Source organism: Variovorax beijingensis, assembly GCF_007828835.1.
GTDB classification, from domain to species: Bacteria; Pseudomonadota; Gammaproteobacteria; order Burkholderiales; family Burkholderiaceae_C; genus Variovorax; species Variovorax beijingensis_A.
The window spans coordinates 254142-267276 of the sequence record NZ_VIVL01000001.1; the positions used below are offsets into that span (position 1 = coordinate 254142).

The following is a 13135-nucleotide window of genomic DNA, read 5'->3' on the forward strand; positions in this document are numbered from 1 at the left end:
TACTCCGGCACAGATGCGGGGGTTGAGAAAAGCATGTCCATCCAGAACCTGAGCCGCGCAATCGCGGACAACAACAGCAGCACCGACGCCTTCGCGTTGACGCTCAACGTACAGCAGTGGGAAACGCTGGCGGGCTACCTGCAGCCCATCGAGACGGGTGTGGGCGACGTTCTCATCGAACAGGGCACGCACGACCGGTCGGTGTACTTCCTGGAGAGCGGCGCGATCAGCGTGCATCGCGTGAGCAGCAAGGAACAGATGAAGCTGGCCGTGCTCATGCCTGGATCGGTGGTGGGCGAGGGCTCCTTCTTCTCGCGCCAGCCGCATTCCGCCAATGTGGTGGTCACCGGCGCGGGCCGGGTGTGGCGCCTCACGGCGATCCGCTTCGCCGAAATGTCGAACCGGCAGCCCAACCTGGCCCTGGAGATCGCGATGGGGCTCGGCGCGGTGATCGCCAAACGCATGGCTCACCGGTCCAAGCGCGTTGCAGTGACCTGAGCGCCGGCCTGCCGCTTCGCGCCTCGAATTCGGCCTCGACGGCTCTTCGCCGCCAGTTTTTTCTGAAATCGTTTTCTCCTAGAAGTCCGTCGTCATGGCCTTGATCTGTCCGGTGTGCAGCGCGGAGAACCGCGCGGGCGCCAATTTCTGCCGCGGCTGCGGCGGCAAGCTGGCGCCTGCGGCACCCGCGCCGATGGCGCCGCTTCCGGCCCCCGGCAGCAGATCGGAGCGCGAGTGGGCCGCCACGGCACCCGCGCAACTGCGCGCGCCCACCATTCCGGGCGGGCTGTTCGAAACCGGCGCCTACGCGGCTTCCGCCGCTTCTTCCGCGAGCGCGAGCCTGCCGAACGAGGACAAGACCGTCATCATTGCGCCGGGGTCTTCCGAGCGGCTGCCTTCGCGGCCGCGGGAGGGGCGTGCGAGGAAGAAGTCCTCTTCTTCTTCTTCTTCTTCCGGGAGCAGGACGCGGCGGTCCGCCGGCGCCGAGGCGCAGAAGAAGCCTTCGCGCTCCCGAGGCATGTGGCTGTGGGGGGCGCTGCTGGCGGTGGGCTTGCTCATGATCACCGCCGGCTGGTACGGCTACGGAACCGGCAAGCCGTCCGAAGAGACTCCTCCGGCCGCGGTGGCTCCCATGCCGGCCCCTGCGCCCGCCTTGCTGCCCGAGCCGGCCGCAGCCGCGCCTGAGGCACCTGCCGCCGAGATGCCCGCCGCGGGCGCGGCGGCATCGGCTTCGGCGATGGACGCGCCGGCCGCTGCCAATCCCAAGCCGCCGGCCGCCGCGGCCAAGCCGCGCAAGCCCGCTCCGGCGGCACCTTCGCAGTCTGGCGCGACCGAACCCGCACCGGCTCCCGTCGCTGCGGCACCTTCGTCCCCGGCAGCGGCGGCGCCTGCCGATCCGTTGGCCCTCTGCGGCGACCGGAACTTCATCGCGAAGGCCCAATGCATGGCTGCGCAGTGCCTCAAGCCCGAACACAAGCCGCATGCGCAGTGCGAAGCCGTACGCCGGCAGCAGCGCCTCGAGGAAGAAAAGCGCAATCCCACCCTGGTGAACTGAGCGTACGCGCTCCGGCGCACCGGCTCAGCCTTTTTGCAGCCGCTCGATGGCCACGGCCAGGGCGGCGGGCTTGCCGCACAGCACGAGCGTGTCGCCGTCGGTCAGCACCGTGTCGCCGGTGAACACCTGGTTCTGGCCGTCGTGGCGGCGCAGGCTGGCGACGCGCACGCCCAGGGTTTCGAGCGCCATCCGCGCCAGCGTCTGGCCGACGGCGCGGGCGCCGGGGGTGAGCGTGAAGGTGTTGAGCCGCTCGTGGTCGAGCTCGTCGGCGTTGTCGTCGTCCGCGCCGTGGAAGTAGCCGCGCAGCAGGTTGTAGCGCGCGTCGCGCTGGTCCTGCACCACGCGGATCACGCGCCGCATCGGCACGCCGACCAGCGCCAGCGCATGGCTCGCGAGCATCAGCGAGCCCTCGATGGCCTCGGGCACCACCTCGGTCGCACCGGCCGCCTGCAGCTTCTCGAGGTCGAGGTCGTCCTGCGTGCGCACGATCACCGGCACCTGCGGCGCGTGGGAGCGGATGTTGGCCAGCACCTTCATGGCGCCCGGCACATCGAGATAGGTCACGACCACCGCACTGGCGCGGGCCAGGCCGGCCGCCATCAGCGCCTGCAGCCGCGCCGCGTCGCCGAACACCACCGAATCGCCCGCCGCGGCGGCCTGGCGCACGCGATCGGGGTCGAGGTCCAGCGCCATGTAGGGAATGCCTTCATGCTCCAGGATGCGCGCCAGGTTCTGGCCGCAGCGCCCGTAGCCGCAGATGATGACGTGCTTGGCGGTATTGATGGTCTTGCGCGCGATGCTGGTCATCTGCAGCGATTGCTGCAGCCAGTCGCTCGCCACCAGCTTGCGCACGATGGCGTTGGTGTACATCACGATGAAGGGCGTGGCGAGCATCGACAGCACCATCGAGGCCAGCACCGGGTTGGCCAGCCACGGCGGCAGCAGGCTGCGCTCCTGCGCCAGCGCCAGCAGCACGAAGCCGAATTCGCCGGCCTGCGCCAGGTAGAGGCCGGTGCGCAGCGAGACGCCCGCGGTGGCGCCCAGCACCCGCGCCAGCACCGTCACCAGTGCCAGCTTGAAGGCCAGCGGCAGCACCAGCAGCACAGCCACCAGCGCCCAGCGCTCCACCACGATGTGCCAGTCCAGCGACATGCCCACCGTGATGAAGAACAGGCCCAGCAGCACGTCGTGGAACGGCCGGATGTCGGTTTCGACCTGGTGCTTGTATTCGGTTTCCGACACCAGCATGCCGGCGATGAAGGCGCCCAGCGCCAGGCTCAGGCCGGCCAGGTCGGTGAGCCAGGCCAGGCCGAGCGTGACCAGCAGCACGTTCAGGATGAAGAGCTCCTCGCTGCGCCGGCGCGCAACGAGCGTGAGCCACCAGCGCATGATGCGCGGACCGCCGTAGAGCAGCACGCCGATCAGCAGGGTGGCTTTCACCAGCGCCAGGCCGATGGCCTTGGCCAGGGCCTCGGGCGGTGCGCCGAGCGCGGGAATCAGCACCAGCAGCGGCACCACCGCCAGGTCCTGGAACAGCAGCACGCCCATCACGCGCTTGCCGTGCTCGCTTTCGAGTTCGAGACGCTCGGCCATCAGCTTCACGACGATCGCGGTGCTGCTCATCGTGAGTGCGCCCGACAGCGCCAGCGCCGTCTGCCATCCGAGCCGCCAGGCCGGCGGGAGCTGCGAGGCGATGAGCAGCGCCCCGGCGGTGGCAATGGCCATGGTCAGCAGCACCTGCAGCAGGCCCAGGCCGAACACGTGCTTGCGCATGGCGCGCAGCTTGGGCAGGCTGAATTCCAGCCCGATCACGAACATCAGGAACACCACGCCGAACTCGCCGAGGTGGCGGATGGCTTCGGAGTTCTGCGCCAATGCCAGCGCATGCGGCCCGATCAGCACGCCGGCCGACAGATAGCCCAGCATCGGCGGCAGTTTCAGCGAACGGCAGACCACCACGCCGAGCACTGCGGCCAGCAAATACATCAGCGTGAGATCGAACGAGGACATGGCCGGATGCTAGAGCAATGTCCATGCCCCGAACGTGCGGCTTGTATCGAGCGGCGGCGCGCGCCGGCCGGCCCGTAAAATCCGCCGATGAGTTCAGCTCCCCTGCCCCCCGTGGTCGACGCCGACGCAATCCTGGCGCGAGCGCGCGCCACCTTCGACATCGAGTCCGATGCCGTGCTCGGCCTCAAGTCGCGCGTGGGTCCGAGTTTCGTCGACGCCGTGCGCAAGATCCTGGACGTGCGCGGACGCGTGGTCGTCATGGGCATGGGCAAGAGCGGCCATGTCGGCCGCAAGATTGCGGCGACCCTGGCCTCCACCGGCACGCCGGCCATGTTCGTCCACCCGGCCGAAGCGAGCCACGGCGACCTCGGCATGATCAAGCCGGTCGACCTGGTGCTGGCCATCTCCAACAGCGGCGAGGTCGACGAACTCACCGTGATCCTGCCGGTGGTCAAGCGCCAGGGCGTGCCGCTCATCGCCATGACCGGCCGCACCGACTCCACCCTCGCGCGCCACGCCGACATCGTGATCGACGCCGGCGTGGCCAAGGAGGCCTGCCCGCTCAACCTCGCCCCCACCGCGAGCACCACCGCCCAGATGGCCATGGGCGACGCGCTGGCGGTGGCGCTGCTCGACGCGCGCGGCTTCGGCTCCGAAGACTTCGCGCGCTCGCACCCCGGCGGCGCGCTCGGCCGCAAGCTGCTCACGCACGTGAGCGACGTGATGCGCTCGGGCGACGAGGTGCCGCGCGTGGCGCCCACCGCAACGCTCAGCGAACTGATGCGCGAGATGAGCTCCAAGGGCCTGGGCGCCACCGCCGTGGTCGATGCGCAAGGCCGTGCCATCGGCATCTTCACCGACGGCGACCTGCGCCGCCAGGTGGAGACCGGCGGCGACCTGCGCGGCCTCACCGCCGCCGACGTGATGCACCCCGGCCCGCGCACGCTGCGCGCCGAGGCGCTGGCGGTCGAGGCGGCCGAGCTGATGGAAGAACACCGCATTACCAGCGTGCTCATCGTCGACCCCCAGGGGCTCCTGATCGGCGCGCTCAGCATCAACGACCTGATGCGCGCGAAGGTCATCTGATGCCGATCGACTTTCAGGCCGAGACCTTGCTCGCGGCGCAGGACGTGCGCATCGCGTTCTTCGACATCGATGGCGTGCTGACCGACGGCGGCGTGTATTTCACCGAGCACGGCGAAACCCTCAAGCGCTTCAGCATCCTGGACGGCTACGGCCTCAAGCTGCTGCGCCTGGCGGGTATCACGCCCGCGGTGATCACCGGCCGCGACTCCAAGCCGCTGCGCGTGCGGCTCGAAGCGCTGGGCATCCAGCACGTGCGCTACGGCACCGAAGACAAGCTGCCCGCGGCCCAGGCCATGCTCGAGGAGCTCGGCTTCAGCTGGCTGCAGGCCGCGGCCATCGGCGACGACTGGCCCGACCTGCCCGTGCTGGCGCGCGTCGGCTTTGCGGCCGCGCCCGCCAATGCGCATGCCGAAGTGCGCGAGGCGGTCAACTACGTCACCCGCGCACGCGGCGGAGAAGGCGCGGCGCGCGAATTCTGCGATCTGCTGCTGACGGCCTGCGGCCAATACCGCCGCCTGCTCGACGCCGCCCGGGGTCCCAGGCAATGAAGCGTGCCTGGAACCTGTTGCGCGACGTGCTCGACCGCGCCACGATCTACCTGCCCATCATTCTCACGGCGGCCGTTGCGCTCGGCACCTACTGGCTGGTGCGCAACGCGCCCAAGCTGCTCGCACCCACGGCCAAGGCCGCGCCCACGCACGAGCCCGACTATTTCATGCGCGGCTTCGTGATCAAGAACTTCCTGCCAAACGGCGACCTGCGCAGCGAACTCCATGGCAAGGAAGGCCGGCACTACCCCGACACCGACACCGTCGAGGTCGACGACGTGCGCATGCGCTCGGTTTCGCCGCAGGGCTTCACGACCCACGCCACCGCCAATCGCGGCATCTCCAATTCCGACGGCAGCGAGATCCAGCTCTTCGGCAACGCCATCGTCATCCGCGATCCGGTGGTGGGGCCCAACGGCAAGTCGACGCCGCGGCTGGAGTTCCGCGGCGATTTCCTGCACGCCTTTCTCGACACCGAACGCGTGACCTCGAACAAGCCGGTCACGCTCATCCGCGGCGCCGACCAGTTCACCGCCGAAAACCTCGACTACGACAACCTGAGCGGCGTTGCCAACCTGACCGGCCGGGTGCGCGGCGTCCTGATTCCCTCGGCGGCCGGCAAGCCGCGCTGAACCCGCGCATGAGCCCCTCCCCGCTTGTCTTCATCACCGGCGCATCGAGCGGCATCGGCCAGGCCCTGGCCGCCAGCTTCTACGAGGCGGGCTACCGCCTCGCGCTGGTGGCGCGGCGCACCGCGGAAATCGAATCCTGGGCCGGTGAGCGCCAGCTGGACCCCGCCCGCTACCAGGTCTATGGCGCCGACGTGGCGCAAACCGACAGCATCGTGGCCGCGGGCGCCGCCTGCATCGAACGCCAGGGCCTGCCCGACGTGGTGATTGCAAACGCCGGCATCAGCGTGGGCATCGACACGGCACAGCGCGAGGACATCGAGGTGATGGCCCGGACCTTCGCCACCAATAACGTGGGCCTGATGGCCACCTTCCATCCCTTCGTGGCGGCGATGAGGCAGCGCGGCAGCGGCCGGCTGGTCGGCATCGCGAGCGTCGCGGCCATTCGCGGGCTGCCGGGGCACGGCGCCTATTGCGCCAGCAAGGCGGGCGTGGTCGCGTACTGCGAGAGCCTGCGCGGCGAACTGCACAACAGCGGCGTCAAGGTCGTCACGCTGTGCCCCGGCTACATCGACACGCCGCTGACCCAGGGCAACCGCTACGGCATGCCCTTTCTCATGAAGGCCCGGGACTTTGCCGACCAGGCGCTGCGCGCGATCGAGGCCGGCACCAGCTACCGCGTGATTCCCTGGCAGATGGGCGTGGTCGCCAAGCTGATGCGCATGCTGCCGAACGCGCTGCTCGACCGCGCCGTGCAGGGCCGCGCCCGCAAGAAGCGCAGCGGCGAAAGCTGATGAATTCACCGGGGCGGCGGCCCCAATGAAAAAGGCTCCCTGAGGAGCCCTTTTTACTTGTCCGTGCCTGGCTGCAGCGCTCAGTAGCCGCTGTTGCCGCCACCACCGTAGCCGCCGCCGCCGCCGGAGCGGCCACCGCCGCCACCGCCACGGGGGCCGGCGCCATAGGGGCTGCGGAAGCCGCCATCGCCACCACCACCGCCGCCGGAGCGGCCACCACCACCGCCGCCATAGCCGCCGCCACCGCCGGAGCGGCCACCGCCGCCACCACCGTAGCCGCCACCACCGCCGCCGTAGCCACCGCCACCGCCGCCGTAGCCACCGCCACCACCGCCGCCATAACCACCACCGCCGCCGCCGTAGCCGCCGCCACCGCTGCGCGGGGGGCGTGCTTCCATGGGACGTGCTTCATTGACGACGACGCTGCGGCCGCCGAGCGGCTGGCCGTTCATGCCATTGATGGCTGCTTGCGCTTCCGCGTCACTGCCCATCTCGACGAAGCCGAAGCCCTTCGAGCGGCCCGTGTCGCGTTCCATCATGACCTTGGCGCTGGTCACCGCGCCGAATTGTCCAAAAGCCTGTTCGAGATCACTGTCGCGCACCGAGTAAGGCAGGTTGCCGACATACAGTTTGTTGCCCATCAAGGGACTCCTATAAACACATAGCAAGAAAAGCGATGGAGTCCCGAAAGCATCACTCAAACGAGAGCCGTCGAGTCGCGCGAAACTGACCGATCACCGAACTTCCTCCCCGGCAAAATGAAGAGGGAGGCTCGTGCATTATGGGTGAAATACGTGAAATGCAAGCAGTAATTTGCTGCATCCTGTAGGGCCTCGAAAAATTTAGGGAAAGCTAGCGCACGCTTACAAAACCGGCCGTTGGCTGCGGCGCAGCAGGTAGAATCCCACCCGTCATTGGGGAGTAGCCGCCTTCCATCGCGAGAAGGGCCCGCGTCAACAGACTTGTCCTGCCCCACACAGGACATGGCGCGTGCAGTGGACACACCTGGCGAGACCTTTGACCGTGCAACTTCGGGAATATGGCCGAAGGTGTTGCACGGTCAATTGCGTCCTTCGGCCCAAGGAACCCCTCTCTTTCATGGAAGCTTTTCTCGTTGCAACCGGCGTGGTTGCGCTCGCCGAAATGGGCGACAAGACCCAACTGCTGGCTCTTCTGCTTGCGGCGCGTTTCAGGAAACCCTGGCCGATCGTGCTCGGGATCTTCGCGGCCACCATCGTCAACCACGCACTGGCCGGCGCGGTCGGCAACTGGATCACCCACTGGCTCGGGCCCGACGTGCTGCGCTGGATCCTGGGCGGCTCGTTCATCGCCATGGCGGCATGGATGCTGATCCCCGACAAGCTCGACGAGGACGACGCCCCCGCGGCCACCCACCACGGGGTCTTCGTCACCACGCTGGTCGCGTTCTTCCTGGCCGAAATGGGCGACAAGACCCAGATCGCGACCGTTATGCTGGCCGCGCGCTTCACGCAGGAGTATTTCTGGGTGGTCGCCGGCACGACGCTCGGCATGATGCTGGCCAACGCGCCGGTGGTGTGGCTCGGCGAGAAGATCGTGCGGCGCGTGCCCATCAAGCTGGTGCACGGCGTCTCGGCCGCGATCTTCCTCGTGCTCGGCCTCGTGATGGTCGTCGGCTGGTAGCGCGGCGGGGCGATATACTGCCGGCTGCGCCGATTTGCTTCAGCTTGCGGGCGCTTAATAAATTCAGCTAAAGACAGTCAAGTTGGCGAACAAGCAACCCGGCTCGTTTTTGGCGAGGCCGGGTTTTTCATTGATGTCGTCACCTCCCTTGGTCGTCACTCCGCAGTCGATGCAGTTCGAGGGCCCGCTGGCCCTGCGCAGCGGCGCGTCGCTCGGCAGCTACACGCTCGCCTACGAAACCTACGGCACCCTGAACGCCGAGCGCAGCAACGCGGTGCTGGTCTGCCATGCGCTCAATGCCTCGCACCACGTGGCCGGCACCTACGAAGGCCAGGCGCGGTCGGAAGGCTGGTGGGACAACATGGTGGGTCCGGGCAAGCCGGTCGACACCGACCGCTTCTTCGTGATCGGCGTGAACAACCTCGGCTCCTGTTTCGGCTCCACCGGCCCGATGCATGTCAACCCCGCCACCGGCCGCGTCTATGGCGCGGATTTTCCGGTGGTCACGGTCGAAGACTGGGTCGATGCGCAGGCCGCGCTGCTCGACGCGCTCGGCATCCGCACGCTCGCGGCGGTGATGGGCGGCAGCTTGGGCGGCATGCAGGCGCTGTCGTGGACGCTGCAGTACCCCGATCGCGTGCGGCATGCCGTGGTGGTGGCCAGCGCGCCCAACCTCACGGCCGAGAACATCGCCTTCAACGAAGTGGCGCGCCGCGCCATCGTCACCGACCCCGACTTCCACGGCGGCCACTTCTACGAGCACGGCGTGATCCCCAAGCGCGGCCTGCGCATCGCGCGGATGATCGGCCACATCACCTATCTGAGCGACGACGTCATGAACGCCAAGTTCGGCCGCATCCTGCGCAGCGCGGTCGAGGGCGAGGCGGCGGCGCTCGACTACCGCTACTCCACGCAGGAGATCGAATTCCAGATCGAGAGCTACCTGCGCTACCAGGGCGACAAGTTCAGCGAATACTTCGACGCCAACACCTACCTGCTGATCACGCGCGCGCTCGACTACTTCGACCCCGCGCGTTCGCATGGCGGCAACCTCAGCGCGGCATTCGCGGGCGCCACCGCCAAGTTCCTCCTCGTGAGCTTCAAGACCGACTGGCGCTTCTCGCCCGCGCGCAGCCGCGAACTGGTGAAGGCGCTGCTCGACAACCGCCGCAACGTGAGCTACGCCGAAATCGACGCACCGCACGGGCACGACGCCTTCCTGCTCGACGACGTGCGCTACATGGGCGTGGTGCGTTCCTACTTCGAGCGCGTGGCGCACGAGGTGCTGGCCGAAGGGAGTGCATCGTGAGCGACATCGAGACCCAGCGCCTCATCGCCAACCTCGTGCCCGAGGGCGCGCGCGTGCTCGACCTCGGCTGCGGCGACGGCGCGCTGCTCGACCTGCTGCAGCGTGAGCGCGGCTGCAGCGGCTACGGCGTGGAAATTGCCGACGGCAACGTGCTGCAGTGCATCCGCCGCGGCGTCGACGTGATCCAGCTGAACCTCGACGAAGGCCTGGCGATGTTCGACGACGCCTCGTTCGACGTGGTGCTGCAGATCGACACGCTGCAGCATCTGCGAAACGCCGAGATCATGCTGCGCGAAACCGCGCGCGTGGGCCGCATCGGCATCGTGGCCTTTCCCAACTTCGCGCACTGGCCCAACCGCATCAGCATTGCGCGCGGCCGCATGCCGGTGACGCGCCGCCTGCCCTACCAGTGGTACGACACGCCCAACATCCGGGTCGGCACCTTCAAGGATTTCGAGGTGCTGGCGCAGAAGAACAGCCTGAGCGTGCTCGATGCCTTCGGCGTGCAGGAAGGCCGCAGCGTGCGCTGGCTGCCCAATGCACGCGCGGGCACGGCCGTGTTCAAGTTCGAGCGGGAGCGCTGAGCGCTTCCGCGCCCCGACTGAAAACGGCAGCTCCATGAGCTTCACGCTTGCGCAACCGGTACACAGCGAACTGCTGGTCAAGAAGAGCCGCTTCATCGGCTGCGTGCAGCCGGTGGCCGACCGGGCCGCGGCCCTGGCCGTGGTGGCATCCCTTCGCGCCGAGCACCCCGCCGCCGCGCATGTCTGCTGGGCACTGATGGCGGGTGGCCAGTCGGCCGCCAACGACGACGGCGAGCCGGGCGGCACGGCCGGGCGACCCATGCTCGAGGTGCTGCGGCACCAGCAGCTCGAAGGCGTGCTTGCCACGGTGGTGCGGTACTTCGGCGGCATCAAGCTGGGCGCGGGCGGACTCGTGCGGGCCTACACCGACGCGGTGGCGCAGGCCTGCGTCGGGGCCGCGCTGGTGCCGCTGGTGCGCCAGCGGCTGCTGCAATGCGCCGTGCCCTATGCGCTCGAAGGACTGGTGCGGCGCGAGATCGCTGCCGTGGCCGGCGCCTCGCTGGTCGATGTGCGGCACGGCGATGCGGTGGACTTCACATTCACGCTGCCCGAGCCCGACGCGAATGCCTTCATCGCCCGCCTCGACGATGCTGCGCAAGGGCGCGCCGTCTGGCCGCAGGCGTGAGCCGGCGCACCGGTACGGCCACGGCCGAGGGCGGTGTCATCGCCAGCACGCCCCGCGATGCGAGCGCTACGGGCCCTGCCATGTCGTCGTCGGGCCCGCGCCGGGCCATCTCGGCCGTCACGATGCCGGTCGGCACCGCGAGCACGCCCCAGCCCAGCAGCATCATCACCGAGGCAATCGCGCGGCCGAGATCCGTCTTCGGCACGAGGTCGCCGAAGCCCACCGTGGCCATGGTCGAGATGGCCCAGTAGATCGCCACCGGAATGCTCGTGAAGCCGTGCTGCGGGCCTTCCACCACGTACATCAGCGTGCCCATCACCAGCACCACCAGCATCACGAAGCCCACGAACACCGTGATCTTCCGCCGGCTCGCGGCCACGGCCGAGACCAGCGCGCGGTATTCCACCGAATAGCGCGACAGCTTGAAGATGCGGAACACGCGCAAAAGCCGCAGGACGCGCACGTCGATCAGGTAGGCGAGCTCGGGCGCGAGCGCCACCAGGAAGGTCGGCAGCAGCGCGAGCAGGTCGATCACGCCATAGAAGCTCAGCGCGTAGCGCAGCGGCTTGTTCACGCAGGCGAGCCGCGCGATGTATTCGAGCGTGAACAGGATGGTGAACATCCATTCGAGCGCGTTGAACACGGGCCGCCACTGTTCGCGGATCGACTGCACGCTGTCGAGGATCACCACCAGCACGCTGGCCACGATCACGGCGATCAAGGCGAGGTCGAACAGCAGACCCGCGCGCGTGTCGGCCTCGAAGATCACCGTGAACAGCCGGCGCCGCCAGCCGCTCGCAGGTTTGTCGAAGCGCGAATCGATGGTCGAGGAGATCGCGAGGGTCCGGGCGGCAGGTGCGGTGTTCGATCGGGTCATCTTTTCGGTGGCCGGGGCACGGGGAAGCGGCATTGGCGGCGTGCTGCGGGACTTATTCGGTTACGTTTATTGCGCAATGAAGTGCCGCAGGCCGCGAGCGGGTTCTTACGATAGTCGTTTTGTTGAGGAGCTCCCCATTGGCCACACAGTCCCCCTTTTTCGGCAAGCGTGATCGTGACACCGACTCGTTGACCTCTCGTCCCGCGCCGTTGGTGGGCTCGGGCACCAATCTCTCGGGCTCGCCCGTCAATCCTTCGTCGCTGACCGCGCAGCAAGGGGGCCTCTCTGCAGCGACCGCGCCGGCCAAGGAAGGCGGCAGCAAGCTCACCGTCGGCCCCAACATCAAGCTCAAGGGCGTCGAGATCACCGATTGCGACACGCTCGTGGTCGAAGGCCTGGTCGAAGCAACCATGGACTCGCGCCTGATGCAGATCGCCGAACAGGGCGAGTTCAAGGGCTCGGCCGAGATCGACATCGCCGAGATCCGCGGCGTGTTCGACGGCAACCTCACGGTGCGCGAAAAGCTCGTGATCCACTCGACCGGCAAGGTCACCGGCAAGATCCGCTACGGCAAGATCGTGATCGAGGAAGGCGGCCAGCTGTCCGGCGAAATCAGCTTCGGCGCCAAGCCGTCGCTGCAAGCCGCAGCCTGACCGATCAGGCTCTTTCGGCTCAGGCCGCCTCTTCAGGCGGCTTCCAACCCAGGCGCTCCAGCAAGGCACCGGCCGCGGCCGGTGCTTTCTCTTTGGCGCCGTTGATGAAGTAGACGAACACGTCGCGCTTCCTGGGTGCTTCGGCCCATTGCCGCGCGCGCTCGGCCCAGGTGTCGAGCGCCTTCGGCGCATAGCCGGTCTTGAGCTTGGCGTCGGCCATCATGAGCCGCGCATAGGCGAAGTCGCCTTCGGGCTCCTCGAACGAAGGAAACTTGTCCGCGTCGGTGAACACGGTCGAGACCTTGTGCTTCTTCGCGAGCGCCTGGTAGCCGGGCGTGATGAAGCTCGGGTGCCGCACGTCCATCACGTGGCGCAGCGCGCGGCTGCCTTCCTTTTTGGGCAGCAGCTCGAGAAAGGCCTCGAAATCTTCCGCATCGAAGGGCTTCGTGGGCATGAACTGCCACACGATCGGGCCGAGCTTGTCGCCGAGTTCGCTCACGCCGCTGTCGATGAAGCGCTTGATCGAATCGCCCGCGCTGGCCAGCACCTTGCGATTGGTGGCGAAGCGCGAGGCCTTCATCGAGAACATGAAGTCCTCCGGCACCTCGTCGTGCCATTTGCGGAAGGTCTCGGGCTTGAAGGTGCTGTAGTAGGTGCCATTGATCTCGATGGCGCTGACCTGGCGGCTTGCATAGCGCAGCTCCTTTGCCTGCGCGAGCCCCTTGGGATAGAAATTGTCGCGCCAGGGCTCGTAGGTCCAGCCGCCGATGCCCACCTTGATCCGAGTCGATGCTGCCTTGCTCACA

Annotated in this window: 15 protein-coding genes and 1 riboswitch; of the genes, 11 read left to right on the forward strand and 4 right to left on the reverse strand. The window is 67.9% G+C overall.

All coding sequences use genetic code 11. The features are described 5' to 3' along the window. Positions 1-33: 33 nt before the first annotated feature. Together FB547_RS01185 and FB547_RS01190 are read left to right on the forward strand one after the other, a co-directional pair. Entirely contained in the window at positions 34-498 is a 465-nt protein-coding gene (locus tag FB547_RS01185; protein ID WP_145738939.1) for a Crp/Fnr family transcriptional regulator, read from the forward strand. 94 nt (positions 499-592) lie between these two features. Then, positions 593-1552: a hypothetical protein gene (locus tag FB547_RS01190; protein WP_145738941.1), complete on the forward strand. Its 960-nt coding sequence runs from the start codon at positions 593-595 to the stop codon at positions 1550-1552. 24 nt (positions 1553-1576) lie between these two features. On the opposite strand, the gene FB547_RS01195 is transcribed toward FB547_RS01190, so the two are convergent. After that, positions 1577-3562 (reverse strand): monovalent cation:proton antiporter family protein, encoded by a 1986-nt coding sequence (locus FB547_RS01195; protein WP_145738943.1) that lies wholly within the window; start codon positions 3560-3562, stop codon positions 1577-1579. Positions 3563-3649: 87 nt separating this feature from the next. On the opposite strand from FB547_RS01195, the gene FB547_RS01200 reads away from it, so the two are divergent. The 4 genes from FB547_RS01200 to FB547_RS01215 are packed head-to-tail and all read left to right on the forward strand — an operon-like array spanning position 3650 to position 6619. Next, positions 3650-4648, forward strand: coding sequence for an SIS domain-containing protein (locus FB547_RS01200; protein WP_145738945.1), 999 nt, complete (start codon positions 3650-3652; stop codon positions 4646-4648). Further along, positions 4648-5196 carry a KdsC family phosphatase gene (locus tag FB547_RS01205; RefSeq protein ID WP_145738947.1) on the forward strand — a complete coding sequence of 183 codons (549 nt, stop codon included), beginning with the start codon at positions 4648-4650 and terminating at the stop codon, positions 5194-5196. Before FB547_RS01200 ends, FB547_RS01205 begins: the two co-directional genes overlap by 1 nt. Beyond that, positions 5193-5828 carry an LPS export ABC transporter periplasmic protein LptC gene (lptC, locus tag FB547_RS01210; protein ID WP_145738949.1) on the forward strand — a complete coding sequence of 212 codons (636 nt, stop codon included), beginning with the start codon at positions 5193-5195 and terminating at the stop codon, positions 5826-5828. The genes FB547_RS01205 and lptC overlap by 4 nt, the downstream gene beginning before the upstream one ends. Positions 5829-5836: 8 nt before the next feature. Then, a complete protein-coding gene (locus FB547_RS01215) occupies positions 5837-6619 on the forward strand; it encodes an SDR family oxidoreductase (RefSeq protein ID WP_145738951.1) in 783 nt (260 codons plus the stop codon). Positions 6620-6699: 80 nt separating this feature from the next. On the opposite strand, the gene FB547_RS01220 is transcribed toward FB547_RS01215, so the two are convergent. Continuing rightward, complete coding sequence (locus FB547_RS01220; RefSeq protein ID WP_145738953.1) at positions 6700-7260, reverse strand: RNA recognition motif domain-containing protein; 561 nt, start codon at positions 7258-7260, stop codon at positions 6700-6702. 263 nt (positions 7261-7523) lie between these two features. Beyond that, a riboswitch (yybP-ykoY riboswitch) is annotated at positions 7524-7700 on the forward strand. A gap of 17 nt (positions 7701-7717) precedes the next feature. Between FB547_RS01220 and FB547_RS01225 the strand changes: the two genes are divergently transcribed. The 4 genes from FB547_RS01225 to FB547_RS01240 all read left to right on the forward strand — a co-directional run bounded on the left by FB547_RS01225 (position 7718) and on the right by FB547_RS01240 (position 10799). After that, positions 7718-8281, forward strand: a complete 564-nt coding sequence (locus tag FB547_RS01225; protein WP_145738954.1) for a TMEM165/GDT1 family protein — start codon at positions 7718-7720, stop codon at positions 8279-8281. Positions 8282-8414: 133 nt separating this feature from the next. Continuing rightward, entirely contained in the window at positions 8415-9590 is a 1176-nt protein-coding gene (locus tag FB547_RS01230; RefSeq protein ID WP_145738955.1) for a homoserine O-acetyltransferase, read from the forward strand. Beyond that, a complete protein-coding gene (gene metW / locus FB547_RS01235) occupies positions 9587-10174 on the forward strand; it encodes a methionine biosynthesis protein MetW (protein WP_145738956.1) in 588 nt (195 codons plus the stop codon). The genes FB547_RS01230 and metW overlap by 4 nt, the downstream gene beginning before the upstream one ends. A 34-nt stretch (positions 10175-10208) precedes the next feature. Further along, entirely contained in the window at positions 10209-10799 is a 591-nt protein-coding gene (locus FB547_RS01240) for an IMPACT family protein (RefSeq protein WP_145738957.1), read from the forward strand. Here the strand turns inward: FB547_RS01240 and FB547_RS01245 are convergent. Continuing rightward, entirely contained in the window at positions 10744-11676 is a 933-nt protein-coding gene (locus FB547_RS01245; RefSeq protein WP_145738959.1) for an ion transporter, read from the reverse strand. The genes FB547_RS01240 and FB547_RS01245 overlap by 56 nt on opposite strands. A gap of 137 nt (positions 11677-11813) precedes the next feature. Between FB547_RS01245 and FB547_RS01250 the strand changes: the two genes are divergently transcribed. Beyond that, positions 11814-12329 carry a polymer-forming cytoskeletal protein gene (locus tag FB547_RS01250; RefSeq protein WP_055807343.1) on the forward strand — a complete coding sequence of 172 codons (516 nt, stop codon included), beginning with the start codon at positions 11814-11816 and terminating at the stop codon, positions 12327-12329. Between the two features lie 19 nt (positions 12330-12348). Here the strand turns inward: FB547_RS01250 and FB547_RS01255 are convergent, their stop codons facing one another. After that, positions 12349-13134: a DUF72 domain-containing protein gene (locus FB547_RS01255; RefSeq protein ID WP_145738961.1), complete on the reverse strand. Its 786-nt coding sequence runs from the start codon at positions 13132-13134 to the stop codon at positions 12349-12351. Between the last annotated feature and the right edge of the window lies 1 nt (position 13135).

Excerpts from the sequence above, each read along its gene's own strand:
- FB547_RS01185 (WP_145738939.1), top strand. The coding sequence starts at position 34 with ATGTCCATCCAGAACCTGAGCCGCGCAATCGCGGACAACAACAGCAGC.
- FB547_RS01190 (WP_145738941.1), top strand. The coding sequence starts at position 593 with ATGGCCTTGATCTGTCCGGTGTGCAGCGCGGAGAACCGCGCGGGCGCC.
- FB547_RS01195 (WP_145738943.1), bottom strand. The coding sequence starts at position 3,562 with ATGTCCTCGTTCGATCTCACGCTGATGTATTTGCTGGCCGCAGTGCTC.
- FB547_RS01200 (WP_145738945.1), top strand. The coding sequence starts at position 3,650 with ATGAGTTCAGCTCCCCTGCCCCCCGTGGTCGACGCCGACGCAATCCTG.
- FB547_RS01205 (WP_145738947.1), top strand. The coding sequence starts at position 4,648 with ATGCCGATCGACTTTCAGGCCGAGACCTTGCTCGCGGCGCAGGACGTG.
- lptC (WP_145738949.1), top strand. The coding sequence starts at position 5,193 with ATGAAGCGTGCCTGGAACCTGTTGCGCGACGTGCTCGACCGCGCCACG.
- FB547_RS01215 (WP_145738951.1), top strand. The coding sequence starts at position 5,837 with ATGAGCCCCTCCCCGCTTGTCTTCATCACCGGCGCATCGAGCGGCATC.
- FB547_RS01220 (WP_145738953.1), bottom strand. The coding sequence starts at position 7,260 with ATGGGCAACAAACTGTATGTCGGCAACCTGCCTTACTCGGTGCGCGAC.
- FB547_RS01225 (WP_145738954.1), top strand. The coding sequence starts at position 7,718 with ATGGAAGCTTTTCTCGTTGCAACCGGCGTGGTTGCGCTCGCCGAAATG.
- FB547_RS01230 (WP_145738955.1), top strand. The coding sequence starts at position 8,415 with ATGTCGTCACCTCCCTTGGTCGTCACTCCGCAGTCGATGCAGTTCGAG.
- FB547_RS01240 (WP_145738957.1), top strand. The coding sequence starts at position 10,209 with ATGAGCTTCACGCTTGCGCAACCGGTACACAGCGAACTGCTGGTCAAG.
- FB547_RS01245 (WP_145738959.1), bottom strand. The coding sequence starts at position 11,676 with ATGACCCGATCGAACACCGCACCTGCCGCCCGGACCCTCGCGATCTCC.